The 12757-nt window shown below is 68.9% G+C and carries 12 protein-coding genes; 3 read left to right on the top strand and 9 right to left on the bottom strand.

Annotation, left to right across the window (positions count from 1 at the left end):
- The first annotated feature begins 64 nt into the window (after positions 1–64).
- Positions 65–1126: a Holliday junction branch migration DNA helicase RuvB gene (gene ruvB, locus MFF07_RS07215; RefSeq protein ID WP_283206818.1), complete on the top strand. Its 1062-nt coding sequence runs from the start codon at positions 65–67 to the stop codon at positions 1124–1126.
- A gap of 58 nt (positions 1127–1184) precedes the next feature.
- Here ruvB and MFF07_RS07210 read toward each other — a convergent pair whose 3' ends face one another.
- The 3 genes from MFF07_RS07210 to MFF07_RS22490 are packed head-to-tail and all read right to left on the bottom strand — an operon-like array spanning position 1185 to position 3503.
- Positions 1185–1862 (bottom strand): response regulator, encoded by a 678-nt coding sequence (locus tag MFF07_RS07210; RefSeq protein ID WP_147817772.1) that lies wholly within the window; start codon positions 1860–1862, stop codon positions 1185–1187.
- 13 nt (positions 1863–1875) lie between these two features.
- Positions 1876–3348, bottom strand: coding sequence for an ATP-binding protein (locus MFF07_RS07205; protein ID WP_373322282.1), 1473 nt, complete (start codon positions 3346–3348; stop codon positions 1876–1878).
- Positions 3349–3368: 20 nt separating this feature from the next.
- The gene (locus MFF07_RS22490) at positions 3369–3503 is read right to left on the bottom strand and encodes a hypothetical protein (RefSeq protein WP_283206816.1); all 135 of its coding nucleotides are present in this window, start codon (positions 3501–3503) and stop codon (positions 3369–3371) included.
- Between the two features lie 329 nt (positions 3504–3832).
- On the opposite strand from MFF07_RS22490, the gene MFF07_RS07200 reads away from it, so the two are divergent.
- Entirely contained in the window at positions 3833–4735 is a 903-nt protein-coding gene (locus MFF07_RS07200; protein WP_238231300.1) for a hypothetical protein, read from the top strand.
- A 492-nt stretch (positions 4736–5227) separates the two neighbouring features.
- Here MFF07_RS07200 and MFF07_RS07195 read toward each other — a convergent pair whose 3' ends face one another.
- Positions 5228–6949, bottom strand: coding sequence for a DEAD/DEAH box helicase (locus MFF07_RS07195; RefSeq protein WP_147817774.1), 1722 nt, complete (start codon positions 6947–6949; stop codon positions 5228–5230).
- A gap of 458 nt (positions 6950–7407) precedes the next feature.
- Here MFF07_RS07195 and MFF07_RS07190 point away from each other — a divergent pair, with 458 nt between their 5' ends.
- On the top strand, positions 7408–8502 hold the full coding sequence (locus tag MFF07_RS07190) for an NAD(P)/FAD-dependent oxidoreductase (protein WP_238231298.1): 1095 nt from the start codon (positions 7408–7410) through the stop codon (positions 8500–8502).
- 5 nt (positions 8503–8507) lie between these two features.
- Here the strand turns inward: MFF07_RS07190 and MFF07_RS07185 are convergent, their stop codons facing one another.
- From MFF07_RS07185 to MFF07_RS07165, 5 genes are all read right to left on the bottom strand, one after another.
- A complete protein-coding gene (locus MFF07_RS07185; RefSeq protein WP_147817796.1) occupies positions 8508–9212 on the bottom strand; it encodes a ferredoxin reductase in 705 nt (234 codons plus the stop codon).
- Between the two features lie 18 nt (positions 9213–9230).
- Positions 9231–9836 carry a sulfite oxidase-like oxidoreductase gene (locus MFF07_RS07180; RefSeq protein WP_147817776.1) on the bottom strand — a complete coding sequence of 202 codons (606 nt, stop codon included), beginning with the start codon at positions 9834–9836 and terminating at the stop codon, positions 9231–9233.
- 79 nt (positions 9837–9915) lie between these two features.
- Positions 9916–10668, bottom strand: coding sequence for a proteasome-type protease (locus MFF07_RS07175; protein ID WP_147817777.1), 753 nt, complete (start codon positions 10666–10668; stop codon positions 9916–9918).
- Between the two features lie 125 nt (positions 10669–10793).
- Positions 10794–11657 carry a transglutaminase family protein gene (locus MFF07_RS07170; RefSeq protein ID WP_147817778.1) on the bottom strand — a complete coding sequence of 288 codons (864 nt, stop codon included), beginning with the start codon at positions 11655–11657 and terminating at the stop codon, positions 10794–10796.
- Between the two features lie 55 nt (positions 11658–11712).
- Positions 11713–12657 carry an alpha-E domain-containing protein gene (locus tag MFF07_RS07165; RefSeq protein WP_147078114.1) on the bottom strand — a complete coding sequence of 315 codons (945 nt, stop codon included), beginning with the start codon at positions 12655–12657 and terminating at the stop codon, positions 11713–11715.
- Between the last annotated feature and the right edge of the window lie 100 nt (positions 12658–12757).

The raw sequence follows: 12757 nt of genomic DNA, 5'->3' as shown, positions 1-12757 counted from the left end.
GCGAGTTCCGTTGAGCAAGCGCAGGTCTCCTCCCCGTCGGGCATCCGGGCCTCCGCTGGAGGAGATCCAGATCGATCCGACGCCGAACCCGCTCCTGACGCCCGAGAAGCGGCCGGACGATTCCGACCAGTCGATCCGGCCCCTGAGCCTGTCCGAGTTCATCGGCCAGCGGGCAGGCCGGGCGCAGCTCAAGCTCGCGATCGATTCGGCCAAGGCGCGCAAGGACGCCCTCGACCACGTGCTCTTCGTCGGGCCCCCGGGCCTCGGCAAGACGACGCTGGCGCAGATCGTGGCGCGCGAACTCGGCGTGAATTTTCGCTCGACCTCCGGCCCAGTCATCGCCAAGGCCGGCGACCTCGCGGCGCAGCTCACCAATCTCGAGGAGAACGACGTCCTCTTCATCGACGAGATTCACCGGCTCAATCCGGCGGTGGAAGAGATTCTCTATCCGGCGATGGAGGATTACCAGCTCGACCTGATCATCGGCGAAGGGCCGGCGGCCCGTTCGGTCAAGATCGAACTGCCGAAATTCACCCTCGTCGGCGCCACCACCCGCGCAGGCCTGCTGACCACGCCGCTGCGCGACCGCTTCGGGATTCCGATCCGGCTCGAATTCTACGACATCGACGAGCTGGAGCTGATCGTCGCCCGCGGCGCACGGGTGCTCGGCCTGCCGATGTCGGCGGAGGGCGCCAACGAGATCGCCAAGCGGGCGCGCGGTACGCCGCGCATCGCCGGCCGGCTGCTGCGACGGGTGCGCGATTTCGCCGTGGTCGCGGAATCGGGCAGCGTCAGCCGCGCCGTCGCCGATCGGGCGCTCCAACTCCTCGACGTCGACCCGGCCGGGCTCGACGTGATGGACCGCAAGTACCTGACGATGATCGCCACATCGTTCGGCGGCGGCCCCGTCGGCATCGAGACCATCGCAGCCGCGCTGTCCGAGCCGCGCGACGCGATCGAGGACATCATCGAGCCCTACCTGATCCAGAAGGGCTTCGTGCAGCGCACGCCGCGCGGGCGTGTGCTGACCGCCCACGCCTTCCGTCATATCGGCCTCGCCGAACCGCGGCGCGATCCCGGCACGCAGTTCGGGTTCTTCGCGGGAGAGGACGGCGGCGGAACCTGAGACGCCGCTCGACCGCGGGATCGCATGCGATCCCGCGTGCCTGATCCGCCGGAAACGATCAGCCCTGACGCTGTGCCTGCGTCACCGCCACGTGGATCAGCTCGGCCAGGGTGCGGACGCCGAGCTTCTGGCGCATCTGGGAGCAGGCATTGGTGACGGTCTTGTAGCTGACCGACAGTTCGGACGCGATCGTGCCGTAGGACTTGCCCTGCGCCAGCCGCGCCAGGATCTGTTGCTCGCGCGGCGTCAACTGCGTCTCGGGCGTGCGGCGCGGATCGGCGCGCAGCATCGCAACCTCGGTGGCCAGCCGGCGGTCAAGATAGACGTCGCCCTTGCGCACCTGCTCGAAGGCCTGGAACAGCTCGTTCGAGGCGTGATCCTTCAGCACGTAGCCCAGCGCCCCCGCCTCCAGCGCCCGCGAGACGATGACGGGGTCGTTGTGCATCGAGAAGACCAAGATGCGCGTCGCCGGCTCGACGGCCCGCATCCGCCGGATCAAACCGAGGCCGGCGAGGCCGCTGCCCTGAAAGGTCAGGTCGCAGATCACCACCGGCGGCCGAAGGCGGAAGAAGGCACGGTAGCCGGCGACCACGCCGGTGGCCTCGACGACGGTCTCGATGCCGGCATCCTCCAGCACGCGACGGCAGCCTTGCAGGACGATGGGATGGTCGTCGATGACGAGGACCGGAAGCACGGCGCGGCTTCGGGTGGGGTCGGGTCTGGTCTGGGCGTTCATGGTCAGGGAGCGTTCAGGACGAGGGCGGGGATGGCGGATCGGCGGACCGTGCCTCCTCGCCTCTCTCGGGGTCGATGGGGATCGCGATCCGCACAACTGCCCCGGGAGCGGCGTTGTCAAGTTCGAACACGCCGTCGAGGGCCTCGACGCGCTCGCGCATGCCCGACAGACCGAGGCCGGTGCCGTGATCGGGCGGAAGTCCGACGCCGTCGTCGCGCACGCTGACCTGGAGGACCGTATCCGAACCATCCGGCTCGCGCCTCGCGCGCGCCTCAGCGCGGATATCGGTCGCGCTGCCGTGCCGGACGGCGTTGGTCATGCTTTCCTGGATGCAGCGAAACACGGTGAGATCGACGAGATCACCGTAGGTCCGCGCCAGCCCGTCGAAGCTGCCCGAGAAACGCGTGTTGGGATGGCGCCGTCCGAAATCGGCCAGCAGCAGGTTGAGGCATTCGGCGAGCGGCACCTGGCCGAGCGCATGCGGGCGCAGCCGGTTGAGCAGCTCGCGGTTGCGGGTCTGGACCTGGCCGACGATGCCGCCGATGTCGGCCGCCCGCGCCGCGAGCTTGGCGCGATCGGGCGCATTCGTCCCTTCCGCGATGCGCGCGACCGAGGCGGCGTTGGCCTCCAACGCGAACAGGCAGGGGCCGAACTCGTCGTGGAGTTCCAGCGCGATACGCCGGCCCTCGTCGTCCTGCGCCGTGAGGAGTTGCCGGTTGAGGCGGCCGTTGGCTGCGCGCGCCTCGCCGAGCGCACCGGCGACACTGTTGAAGCGCTCGGCGATCACCGCGAGTTCGCGGGAAGCCGGCGGATCGAGATGGGCGGTGTAATCGTGACGCTCGAGCTGGGTCAGTCCGTCGGCGAGGCGTTCGAGGGGCCGCAGCACGCGCCCGAAGGCGATGGCGAGGGCGACCAGGACCGCGAAGTTGAGCAGCAGGCCTGCCAGCGACAGGGATACGGCGTAGCCCCAGACTTCGTCGATCTCGTCGAGCGGCTCTTCGGTGATGACCGCTTTGCCGATCCGCTCGCCGTTGGCGACGATCGGCAACTCGTGCTGCTCGGGCGGCGGTGCGATCAGCGCGACGAACCAGGCCGGGGCGACGTGCCGGTCGCGCCGGCCGTCCGACAGCACGGAGCCGGTGCGCGCACCGCTGGCATCGAACACCGCGACGCGGACGTGGCGAAGGGTCTGGAAGCGCAGGTCGAGGGTGTGGAGCAGGCTCTCCGGCGTCGGACTACGGGCCATGCGGATGGTGTCGGCAACCCGAGGCTCGACGGTCGCACGGGTCGCGTTCATCTCCACCTTCACGGCGGAGCGGGCATTCAGCACCATCACGCCGCAGGAGACGATCGCCGCGATCAGATCGATGAAGATCACCACGAGGATCAGGCGCGTGCGCGTCGGGAGGGCAGCCCAGATCGAGGCGCGGCCGGAAGTCCCGGCCCGCGCGATGGGGGGGCTGTCGAACTGCGTCGTCTTCGGCATCATGGTCATCGGCGAAATGCTCAGACCACCGCCGCATGTGTCTGCGCCGCCCCGGAGAACGGGATATTTCGGCAACCGGCCATCGGATAAGCGACTTTAATCTTTGCTGTTTCGACTTGGGTCGCAACCTCGCCGATCGCTTCGGCGAAGTCCATGTTGCGGGTCGGCCGGATGCACTGATGATTCTCTTAAGGAAAACACGAGGTCGTGCATCGCCAGCCAGAGTGCCGTCCCACGCGTCCGCGTTTCCTGACGATACGCAGAGTCGAGAGGGGGACCGGGAGTCGCCGCGAAGAATCTCATTCGTCCGCATCCCGATGCGACCCAAGTGCTGATCGGTGACCCTTCGTTAATCGCACCAATCTATATCAGTTTCTCTGTGAATCCCGAGGCGCGACGACTGCCTCGACGATTCCAGTCATCTTGTAGCCGCAATGTCGGGGTCGGGTCGTTGCCATCGTACAACGTTCGAGAGTCCGACCTGATGGCGGTGAACATCGATCCGTCCGAGGTCCGTCACGGGACCTCCACCACGCAGCCGACGGCGAAGCCGCGACTTCGGCTTCCGACCCGTGCGGTGCTGATCGGCGGTCTCGGGGGAGCAGGACTGCTCGCCTTCTCCGTTGGCGCCTTTTCGTTCTTCTCGACGCTGGCCGATCCTCGTGCCCGCACCCCACGCCCGATGCAGGCTGCGGCCTCCATGCCCGACCTGAAGGACGGGATGCCGGCGCTGGTCAACGGCGAGGCGATTGCGCCCCCGAAGGCCGCCACCCTCAAGCTTCCGCGGCCCATCGTCAGCGAGTCGGCAGCAGCGCAGCCGGCTCCCGTCGAGCACGCCGCCGTCTCGACACCGATTGCCGAGCCTGCTCCGGTCGCTAAACCCGCCCCGGTCGTACAGGCTGCCGTCAGCGAGCCGCAGGTTCCGGCCCTGCGCACCGGCCAAACCCCGCCGCCGATCCAGAACGCGGCGACGTTGCCGGAGACGCGCACGGTCGCGACCGTCGCCGCACCGGCCCGCACCGTGGCGACGATCGCTCCGGCCCGCACCGAGACCGTCAAGGCGAAGCCGGTTCAGACCAATGCTGTCGCATCGGTCGCGCCGAGCGAGACCCACGAGCCGGTGAAGGAGCCGACATCGACGGCAACGGCTTCCGCTCAGCCCGCCCGCAAACCCGTCGCCGCCAAGCCGCCCGTGCAAAAGACGGCTGCGCGGAAAGCTCCGACGAGCAAGACAGTCGCCGATGCCTCCGATCCGGAGCCGGCAGCTGCCGCATCCTCTGCCAAGAGCGCGGCCTCGGACGAATCCGACATCCCCGGCGCCCGTCAGTTCCGCGCCGGCGTCAAGGCGATCGGCGGCCTCTTCGGCGGCGACGGCAAGGACGATTGATACCGTTTCCGGTTGATCCGTTCGATGCCGCGCCCCTTTCCCAGACGCCGGGAACGCAGTGGACGGTGATCCGGGACCCAGCGTGACAAGGGCCGCGCCAGCGGCTCGATACGAACGGCGCAGACGTTTCGACGCTTCGCGACGTCCTTATGCTGGGCCCCGGATCGGGTTCCGCTGACGCTCCGCCCGTCCAGGGACGGGGGCGTGCGTAGTAAGCCGAAGAAATCGACCGGAAACGGTATGACATCTCAACATTGCGGGCTTCGATTCTCGAAGCCGCCGACGGTTGGCGTACGTCGATGCGCGCGCCGCGCATGCGGCGGGCGGCAAAGGCGTCAGACGTAAGGGCTATCGGTAGCGGGGCTCTGCCTCGACCTGCGCCGAGCACGGCGTCAGCCCGAACGTGGCGATGCGACAAAGCCTTGGATCGACCCGCGACCGGATGGTCCAGCCCGCAGGTTCGATGCCGCGAACGGTCCGTCCGAGGGCCGGTCAGCCCCGCTGGCGCTTCGGCGGCTTGCCGACTTCGCGGCGGTGCTTGGCGGCGCGGGGGCTGTGCTGCTTCGGCGGCGCGACGCCCTCCCCGGCCAGCATCTCGATCGCGACGTCCGGCGGTCCGCGCTCGGCGAAGGCGGCCGCGAAGTCGGCGGCCGCGGCGGCGCGGATTTCGAACTTCGTCTCGCGATCGAAGATTCGGATCGCGCCGATGTCACCGCGCCCGATGCCGCCGCGACGCGAGAGCATCGGCAGGAGGCGGCGCGGATCTGCGGAATCGCGGCGGCCGATGTTCAGCCGGAACCAGACCGAAGGGCCGTCGTCGCCGACGCGAGGGGCGCCGACCGGCACGGTGCCGCGCTCGCCCTGGGTCGCCTTGCGCTGGCTCTGCCGGGAATCGGTGGAGAAATTCGGGTCGCTGACATCCTCGGGGGCCGGGATGCGGGCGCGGTAGGCGCGCGCCAGGGCCGCGGCCAGCTTCTCCGGCGGGAGCTTGGCGAGCAGGGCGTCCGCCCACTCGCGGTCTTCCTCGTTCGGCTCTTCGGCGAAGGAGGGGTCGTCGAGCATGCGGTCGCGGTCGAGCGCGCGAACCTCCTCGGCGGTGGGCGGACCGCTCCACTCGAAATTCACACCGGCGAGTTGCAGCATCTGCTCGGCGCGGCGGCGGCGCGAGGCCGGGACGAGGAGCACGCTGGTACCCTTGCGGCCCGCACGGCCGGTGCGCCCGCTGCGATGCTGCATCACCTCGGCGTCGTGCGGTAGGTCGGCGTGGATGACGAGGTCGAGGCCGGGAAGGTCGATGCCGCGGGCGGCAACGTCGGTGGCGACGCAGGTGCGCGCCCGGCCGTCGCGCAGCGCCTGGAGTGCCGCGTTACGCTCGCCCTGGCCGAGTTCGCCAGAGAGCGCGACGGCGGTGAAGCCGCGCTCGATCAGCGAGGCCTGCAGGTGCCGCACGCCCTCGCGGGTGTTGCAGAAGACGATGGCGGTGGGCGCATCGACGTAGCGCAGGATGTTGACGACGGCGTGCTCGATCTCGCGCGGCAGCACGCGCACGGCGCGGTAGGAGATGTCGGCGTGGCCGCGCGAGGCGCCGGCCACCGCGAGGCGGAGCGCATCGCGCTGGTAGCGCTCGGCCAGAGCCGTGATGAGCTTCGGCAGCGTCGCGGAGAACAGCAGCGTGCGGCGCGTGGTCGGCGCCGAGGACAGGATGAACTCCAAGTCGTCGCGAAAACCGAGATCGAGCATCTCGTCGGCCTCGTCGAGCACGACGGCTTCGAGCGTCTCGGTCTTCAGACGGCCGCGCTCGATATGGTCGCGCAGGCGCCCCGGCGTGCCGACGACGATGTGGACGCCGGCGTCAAGCGCGCGGGCCTCGCGGCGCGGATCCATGCCGCCGACGCAGGAGACGACGCGGGCGCCGGTCTCGGCATAGAGCCAGGTGATCTCACGCTCGACCTGAAGCGCCAATTCGCGCGTCGGCGCGATCACCAGCGCGAGCGGGGCGCCGGGGGGCGGCAGCGTGCCCTCCTCGGTGAGCAGGCGCTCGGCCACGGCGATGCCGAAGGCGACGGTCTTGCCGGAACCGGTCTGGGCCGAGACGAGGAGGTCGCGCCCCTGCGAGGCGGCATCGAGCACGGCCTCCTGGACCGGCGTCGGCTCCTCGTAGCCACGTGCGGCAAGCGTCCGCGCAAGCGGGGCTGGAAGCGTCGGAAACGGCACGGGCAATCGACCTTGGAGAGCGGGGGGCGGGATCGTGGGGGAACACGGCGCGGGTCGCGTCGGCGTTCCTCCGGCCGCGAGCCGGTCTCGAACGAGAAGCAAGAGGAGTTCGTACCCGCAAGCGCGTGCAAACGCCACGCCCTGCAACGCATGGCGCTCTTGCGGTGCGGAACGCTCCGGCGCGGCGACGCCGCCGGATGACTGCGCGCAGGCGTTGTCCGCTCGTCGCGCCGGGGACCGTCGTTTCTCGTCTGACGGAACGCGGGAGCGGGTGGGATCGGTGCTGCGCATGGTGCCCGTCCGGTCAAGCATCGCGGTGTTCACCGTGGCTATCCAGGGCTGGCTTGCCGACCGGCCCTCGCCGAGCCGCTGGGCCCGTTGATCCTTGCCCCGTGATCCCGCATCGTTCCGCGAAGGGTCCCGCTTTGCGCGGACGAACATGATGCGAATCTAGAACCATGGACACGCTCGTCGTCGGCGCAGGCGTCGTCGGTCTCGCCATCGGGCGGGCGCTGGCCCTGCGCGGGCACGCGGTGATCGTGGCCGAGTCCGAGGGGGCCTTTGGCACCGGTGTGTCCTCGCGCAGTTCTGAGGTGATCCATGGCGGGATGTACTATCCGACCGGCTCCCTGCGCGCCCGCCACTGCGTCGAAGGACGCCGGCTGCTCTACGATTTCTGCGAGCGCCACGGCGTGCCGTACCGCGCCTGCGGCAAGCTGATCGTCGCGGTCTGCGAGGAGGAGCGTGCGGGGATCGAGGCGATCCATGCCAGGGGCATCGCCAACGGCGTCGAGGGCCTGAGGCTGCTGGAGGCCGGCGAGGCCCGGCGCCTCGAGCCGAACCTCGCCTGTGTCGCCGCGCTGGAATCGCCGGCCACCGGCATCGTCGACAGCCACGCCCTGATGCTGTCGCTGCTCGGCGCGGTCGAGGATGTCGGCGGCGCACTCGCCCTGCGCACACCGATCGAATCGGCAGGCCGGGAGGGCGGCCGCTGGCGGGTCCGCTTCGGCGGAGACAGCCCCGGGACCCTCGACGTCGACGCGATCGTCAACGCGGCCGGACTCGGCGCGCAGTCCGTGGCGCACGGGATCGAAGGCTATCCGCCCGAGCGCGTGCCGCGGCAGGTGCTGGCCAAGGGCCGCTACTTCGGCTGCACCGGCAAGCCCGCCTTCACCCGGCTGATCTATCCGGCCCCGGTCGAGGGCGGGCTCGGCATCCACCTCACCCTCGATCTTGCCGGCCGCATGCGCTTCGGTCCCGACGTCGCCTGGGTCGAGATGCCGGACTATGCGGTCGAGCCCGAGATGGCCGCGATGTTCGAGGCGGCGATCCGGCGCTACTGGCCTGCGCTGCCCGACGGGCGCCTGACGCCGGACTACGCCGGCATCCGTCCCAAGCTCAGCGGCCCGGGCGAGCCGGCCGCGGATTTTCTCGTCGACGGGCCGGCCGAGCATCGCATGCCCGGGCTGGTCCAACTCTTCGGGATCGAGAGCCCGGGGCTGACTTCGGCGTTGTCGCTCGCGGAGGATGTGGCTCGGCGATTGGAAGGCTGAAGACCTCAGCCGCCGAACCGCTCCGTCCGGATGATCGACGGCTTCACGCTGGCATCCACCAGAAGGTCCGACACCGATCCGACGAAACCGTTGCTGCCGCACACGAAAACGTGGCGCGGCTTGCCGACGTGGTCGAGTGCGGTCTCGATCATGACCCGGTCGACCCGGCGCCCGGCGGTGGCACCTTCGCGGGTGGTGAGGAGCGTGAGATCGAAGCCCGGCTCGTCGCGCGCCCGTATCTGCAATTCCTCACGCGCGATCGCCTCGGCGGCGTTGCGCACCGAATAGATCAGCAGCATCGGCGTTTCGCTGCGCGCCGAGAAACGTGCCCGCAGCATCGAGAGCAGCGGCACCACGCCGGAACCGCCGCCGATAAGCAGCACGGGGCCCTCGTCCTCCGGCGACCAGACGAACGATCCGCCGATCGGCCCGCGCAACTCGACCTCGTCGCCGACCTCCGCGATGCCGGCGAAGTAGCTCGAGACCTCGCCCTCCTCCAGCCCCTCGATCATGAGTTCGAGGCCGGCGGCGTCGCCGGGTGCTGAGGCGATGGAGTAGCTGCGCTGCGCGCTGTAGCCGTCCGGCGCGGTGAGCCGCACCTCGACGTGCTGGCCGGCACGGTGCCGGCCCTCCAGCCCCTCGAACCGAAAACTCTTCACCCGCGGCGTCACCGGCGCGATCGCGCCGATCCGGGCGGTCCGCCAGGGCATCTTCTCGGCGGCCACGCGTCAATCTCCGGTGAAGCGCTGCTCGCGCCAGGGGTCGCCGTACATGTGATAGCCGCGCAGCTCCCAGAAACCGCCTTCGTCCTTCCTGGTGAAGCGCAGGCCCTTCACCCATTTCGGGCTTTTCCAGAAATAGAGGTGCGGCACGAGGAGGCGCGCCGGGCCGCCGTGATCGGGCGGGATCGGCTTGCCCTCATAGGAGGTCGCGACAATGGCCTTGCCACCGGTGAGATCGGCGAACGGAACGTTGGTGGTGTAGTCGTCGAAGCCCTCGAACAGGGTGAAGGCGGTGGGCGCAGTGACGCCGGCATCGCTCAGAATGTCGTCGACGCTCACGCCGGCCCAGGCGGTGTCGAACTTCGACCACTTGGTGACGCAATGGATGTCGCCCTTCCAGCGCGTACGCGGCAGCTTGGCGAACTCGCTCCAGGTCCAGCGCTTGAGGGGCTTGGGACCGTCGCGAAGGGTGAAGCTCCAGGTCTCCTCGGTGACCCGCGGAGTCGGGCCGAGCTGCAGGACCGGAAAGTCGTCGGTGAGGTACTGGCCCGGCGGCAGGCGCTCGGCGATCTCGGCCGCCGGCGGGCGGCCCGAAAAGCCCCGTGTCACCATCCGTCCCGCCCTCCCGATCCCGGTTGCATCCGTTGCGACCGGTATGCGCCCTCGCCCGTCGGAGATCAAAGGCCGCCGGCTATTTGACGGCAGCCGGTCCGTAGGGCGGGCGCGGGATCGCGCGGTGCGCTGCGCGCAACGCCGCCGACCAGCGCTCGCGAAGATCGTGAAAGTAGGGCTCGCCGGCTTCGATCCGGTGGTCGACTTCGAGCGTCAGGGCGTCGCGGCGCACCACGGCGATGTCGATCGGCAGGCCGACGCCGAGATTCGACCGCATGGTCGAATCCATCGAGACCAGCGCGACCTTCAGGGCGTCGTAGAGATCGAGCTTCGCCGTCACGGCCCGGTCGAGGATCGGCTTGCCGTATTTGTGCTCGCCGATCTGCAGGAAGGGTGAGTCGTGCCCGCACTCGATGAAGTTGCCGGCCGAGTAGACCATGAACAGCCGCATCTCGTCGGTGCCGATCTGGCCGCCGAGAAGGAACGACACCTCGAAGCGGATCTTGGCCTGCTCGAAGCCGTCATGCTCGATCTTGCGGACCTGCCGGATCGCACGGCCGACGAGCTGAGCCGCCTTGAACATGGTCGGCGCGTCGGCGAGCTTCTCCGGCTCCTCGCCCTCGATGTCGTCGACGCCCTCACGCAACATGCTCACGACGGTCTGCGTCACGGACAGGTTGCCGGCCGAGGCGAGCATGATCACCCGCTCGCCCGGCGCATTGAACAGATGAAGCTTGCGGTAGGTCGAGATGTCGTCGAGGCCCGCATTGGTGCGGGTATCGGCGATCATGAGGAGACCGTCCTCGACCAGGACTCCGACGCAGTAAGTCATCGCGAGAGAGACCTCGTCACGGGGTAAGCGGGCGTCCCGTTCGCATGTCGTGCCGCCGCGACGCAAGGCGATCTTTCGCAATGTGCCGTTTCAAGCGGTGTGGAGGGCCGATCCGGCCCTGCCCCTCAGCCCTGCGACTGTCTCTGCGTGCCTTGGCTCTGCGTCTGGCTCTGGCCCCGCTGAGGCTCGTCGACCTTCAGCCGCACCTCCAGCTTTTCGGTACCGCCGCCGACGCGGCTGCCACGGATCGGGGCCGCTCCGAGATAGTCGAGGCCGATCGCGACACGCACATGCGCCTCGGTCGCCGAGACGCCGTTGGCCGCATCGAAGCCGATCCAACCGAGATCGGGCAGCAGTGCCTCGGCCCAGGCATGGCCTGCGCTCGGATCCTCGCCGTCGTCGTCATGGAGGAAGTAGCCGGAGACGTAGCGGGTCGGAATTTCCAGGTGGCGCGCCGCCGCGATGAAGATATGCGCGAGGTCCTGGCAAACGCCCTTGCCGACCTCGAAGGATTCCATGGCCGTCGTGCTGGCACTGGTCGGCCCCGGCTCGAATTCGATGCGCTCGTGCACCGCTTCGAGCAGCCGATGCAGGACCGACAGCCTCGACTGGTCGCCGCCCGCGGTGGCCTTGCCCGCGAAGGCCTGGATTTCGGCGCTCGGCAGGGTGAGCGACGTATCGCGCAGGTAGAACGGTTCGGGTAGCCGTTCGACACCGCCACGCACGATGCCGCTGGTGTCGAAGGTCTCGACCTCGCCGGTGACGCGCACGGTCAGGGCCTCGGCCGCGTCGTCGGCGGTGAACCAGTGGACGATGTTGCCGAAGCCATCCTCGCGGGCGGTCAGCCGGCCGTCGACCGACGGTTCGATGCGCCATTCGCGCACGTGCTGGCCGTCATGGTCGCGTGGGGTCAGCCGCAACACCTGGATCAGGCCACGGGCAGGCTGCTCGTAGGTGTAGATCGTGTCGTGGAGGACGCGGATGCGCATGCCTTGGTCCCGGATGCGTCGATAAGGAAAAGCGAGAGACGAATCGCGAACGAATCTACACCAGATACTGCTCGCTGATCGCGGCCCCGAGCTTGTTGTTCTCGCCGATGAAGTGCTCGATGAACTCGTGCAGGCCGGAGGCGAAGATCCGGTCGATATCCGCACCGAGGAGGTGGGCGCGCAGGTTGCTAGCGAGCCGCTGGCTCTCGCCGCGACGACCGTAGGAATCGGCGATCAAGTCGAGATGTTCCACCAGCATGCCGAGGCAGTTGGTGAGCGAGCGCGGCATCTGTCTATTCAGGATGAGCAAATCCGCGACCAGCAGTGGCTTGATGCTCTCGCGATAGACCCAGTGATAGGCGTTGAAGGCCGAGACCTCGCGCAGGATCGTGGTCCACTGGAAGTAGTCGAGGCTGCCGCCGATCCGTTCCGAGGCTGGCAACAGGATCTGGTACTTCACGTCGAGGATGCGGGCGGTGTTGTCGGCCCGCTCGATCGCGGTACCGAGCCGCGTGAACCAATAGCCGTCGTTCCTCAGCATGGTCCGGTAGGCCGAGCCGTCGAAGGCCAGCGAGACCTGCTTCACCCAGTCGAGGAAATGCGAAAACTCGTCCCGCGTGAGATCGCGGCCCTCGTAGTTGCGAAGCTCGAGCCACGCCCCGTTGATCGCGTCCCACATCTCGGTGGTGAGCGCCGTGCGGATCGACCGGGCGTTCTCGCGGGCCGTCTCGATGCAGGAGCGGATCGAGGACGGATTATGGCGCGAGAAGGCGAGAAAGTCGCAGACCGTGTGTTCGTTGACCGCATCGTAGTGCTTCTTGAACTCGTCGGCGTCGCCGGTGGAAGCCAGCGCCGAGGCCCACTCGTTCGACTCGCGCCCGCCGTAACTCGACGGCAGCGCGGCGAGACGGTGCGCGGCGTCGAGGATGCGCGCGACGAAGTCGGCGCGCTCGGCATAGCGCGAAAGCCAGTAGAGGTTGTCGGCGGTACGGGACAGCATGGCTCAGATCACGGTCGCTTCCGGCCGAAACGGGCCGGCGTCGAAGGGGAAGAGCGTGGCGTCATCGCAAGAGACGGCGGGGATCGCCACCTCTGCGACG

The sequence above is a fragment of the Methylobacterium thuringiense genome, assembly GCF_022179645.1.
GTDB classification, from domain to species: domain Bacteria; phylum Pseudomonadota; class Alphaproteobacteria; order Rhizobiales; family Beijerinckiaceae; genus Methylobacterium; species Methylobacterium thuringiense.
This window is presented reverse-complemented; position numbering and strand designations above follow the sequence as displayed.

What these genes read in the sequence shown, in the direction of transcription:
- MFF07_RS07165 (WP_147078114.1), bottom strand. Translation starts at nt 12,657, where the DNA reads ATGCTGTCCCGTACCGCCGACAACCTCTACTGGCTTTCGCGCTATGCC.
- MFF07_RS07175 (WP_147817777.1), bottom strand. Translation starts at nt 10,668, where the DNA reads ATGACTTACTGCGTCGGAGTCCTGGTCGAGGACGGTCTCCTCATGATC.
- MFF07_RS07185 (WP_147817796.1), bottom strand. Translation starts at nt 9,212, where the DNA reads ATGCCCTGGCGGACCGCCCGGATCGGCGCGATCGCGCCGGTGACGCCG.
- MFF07_RS07210 (WP_147817772.1), bottom strand. Translation starts at nt 1,862, where the DNA reads ATGAACGCCCAGACCAGACCCGACCCCACCCGAAGCCGCGCCGTGCTT.
- MFF07_RS07205 (WP_373322282.1), bottom strand. Translation starts at nt 3,348, where the DNA reads ATGCCGAAGACGACGCAGTTCGACAGCCCCCCCATCGCGCGGGCCGGG.
- MFF07_RS07200 (WP_238231300.1), top strand. Translation starts at nt 3,833, where the DNA reads ATGGCGGTGAACATCGATCCGTCCGAGGTCCGTCACGGGACCTCCACC.
- MFF07_RS22490 (WP_283206816.1), bottom strand. Translation starts at nt 3,503, where the DNA reads ATGGACTTCGCCGAAGCGATCGGCGAGGTTGCGACCCAAGTCGAAACA.
- MFF07_RS07190 (WP_238231298.1), top strand. Translation starts at nt 7,408, where the DNA reads ATGGACACGCTCGTCGTCGGCGCAGGCGTCGTCGGTCTCGCCATCGGG.
- MFF07_RS07170 (WP_147817778.1), bottom strand. Translation starts at nt 11,657, where the DNA reads ATGCGCATCCGCGTCCTCCACGACACGATCTACACCTACGAGCAGCCT.
- MFF07_RS07180 (WP_147817776.1), bottom strand. Translation starts at nt 9,836, where the DNA reads ATGGTGACACGGGGCTTTTCGGGCCGCCCGCCGGCGGCCGAGATCGCC.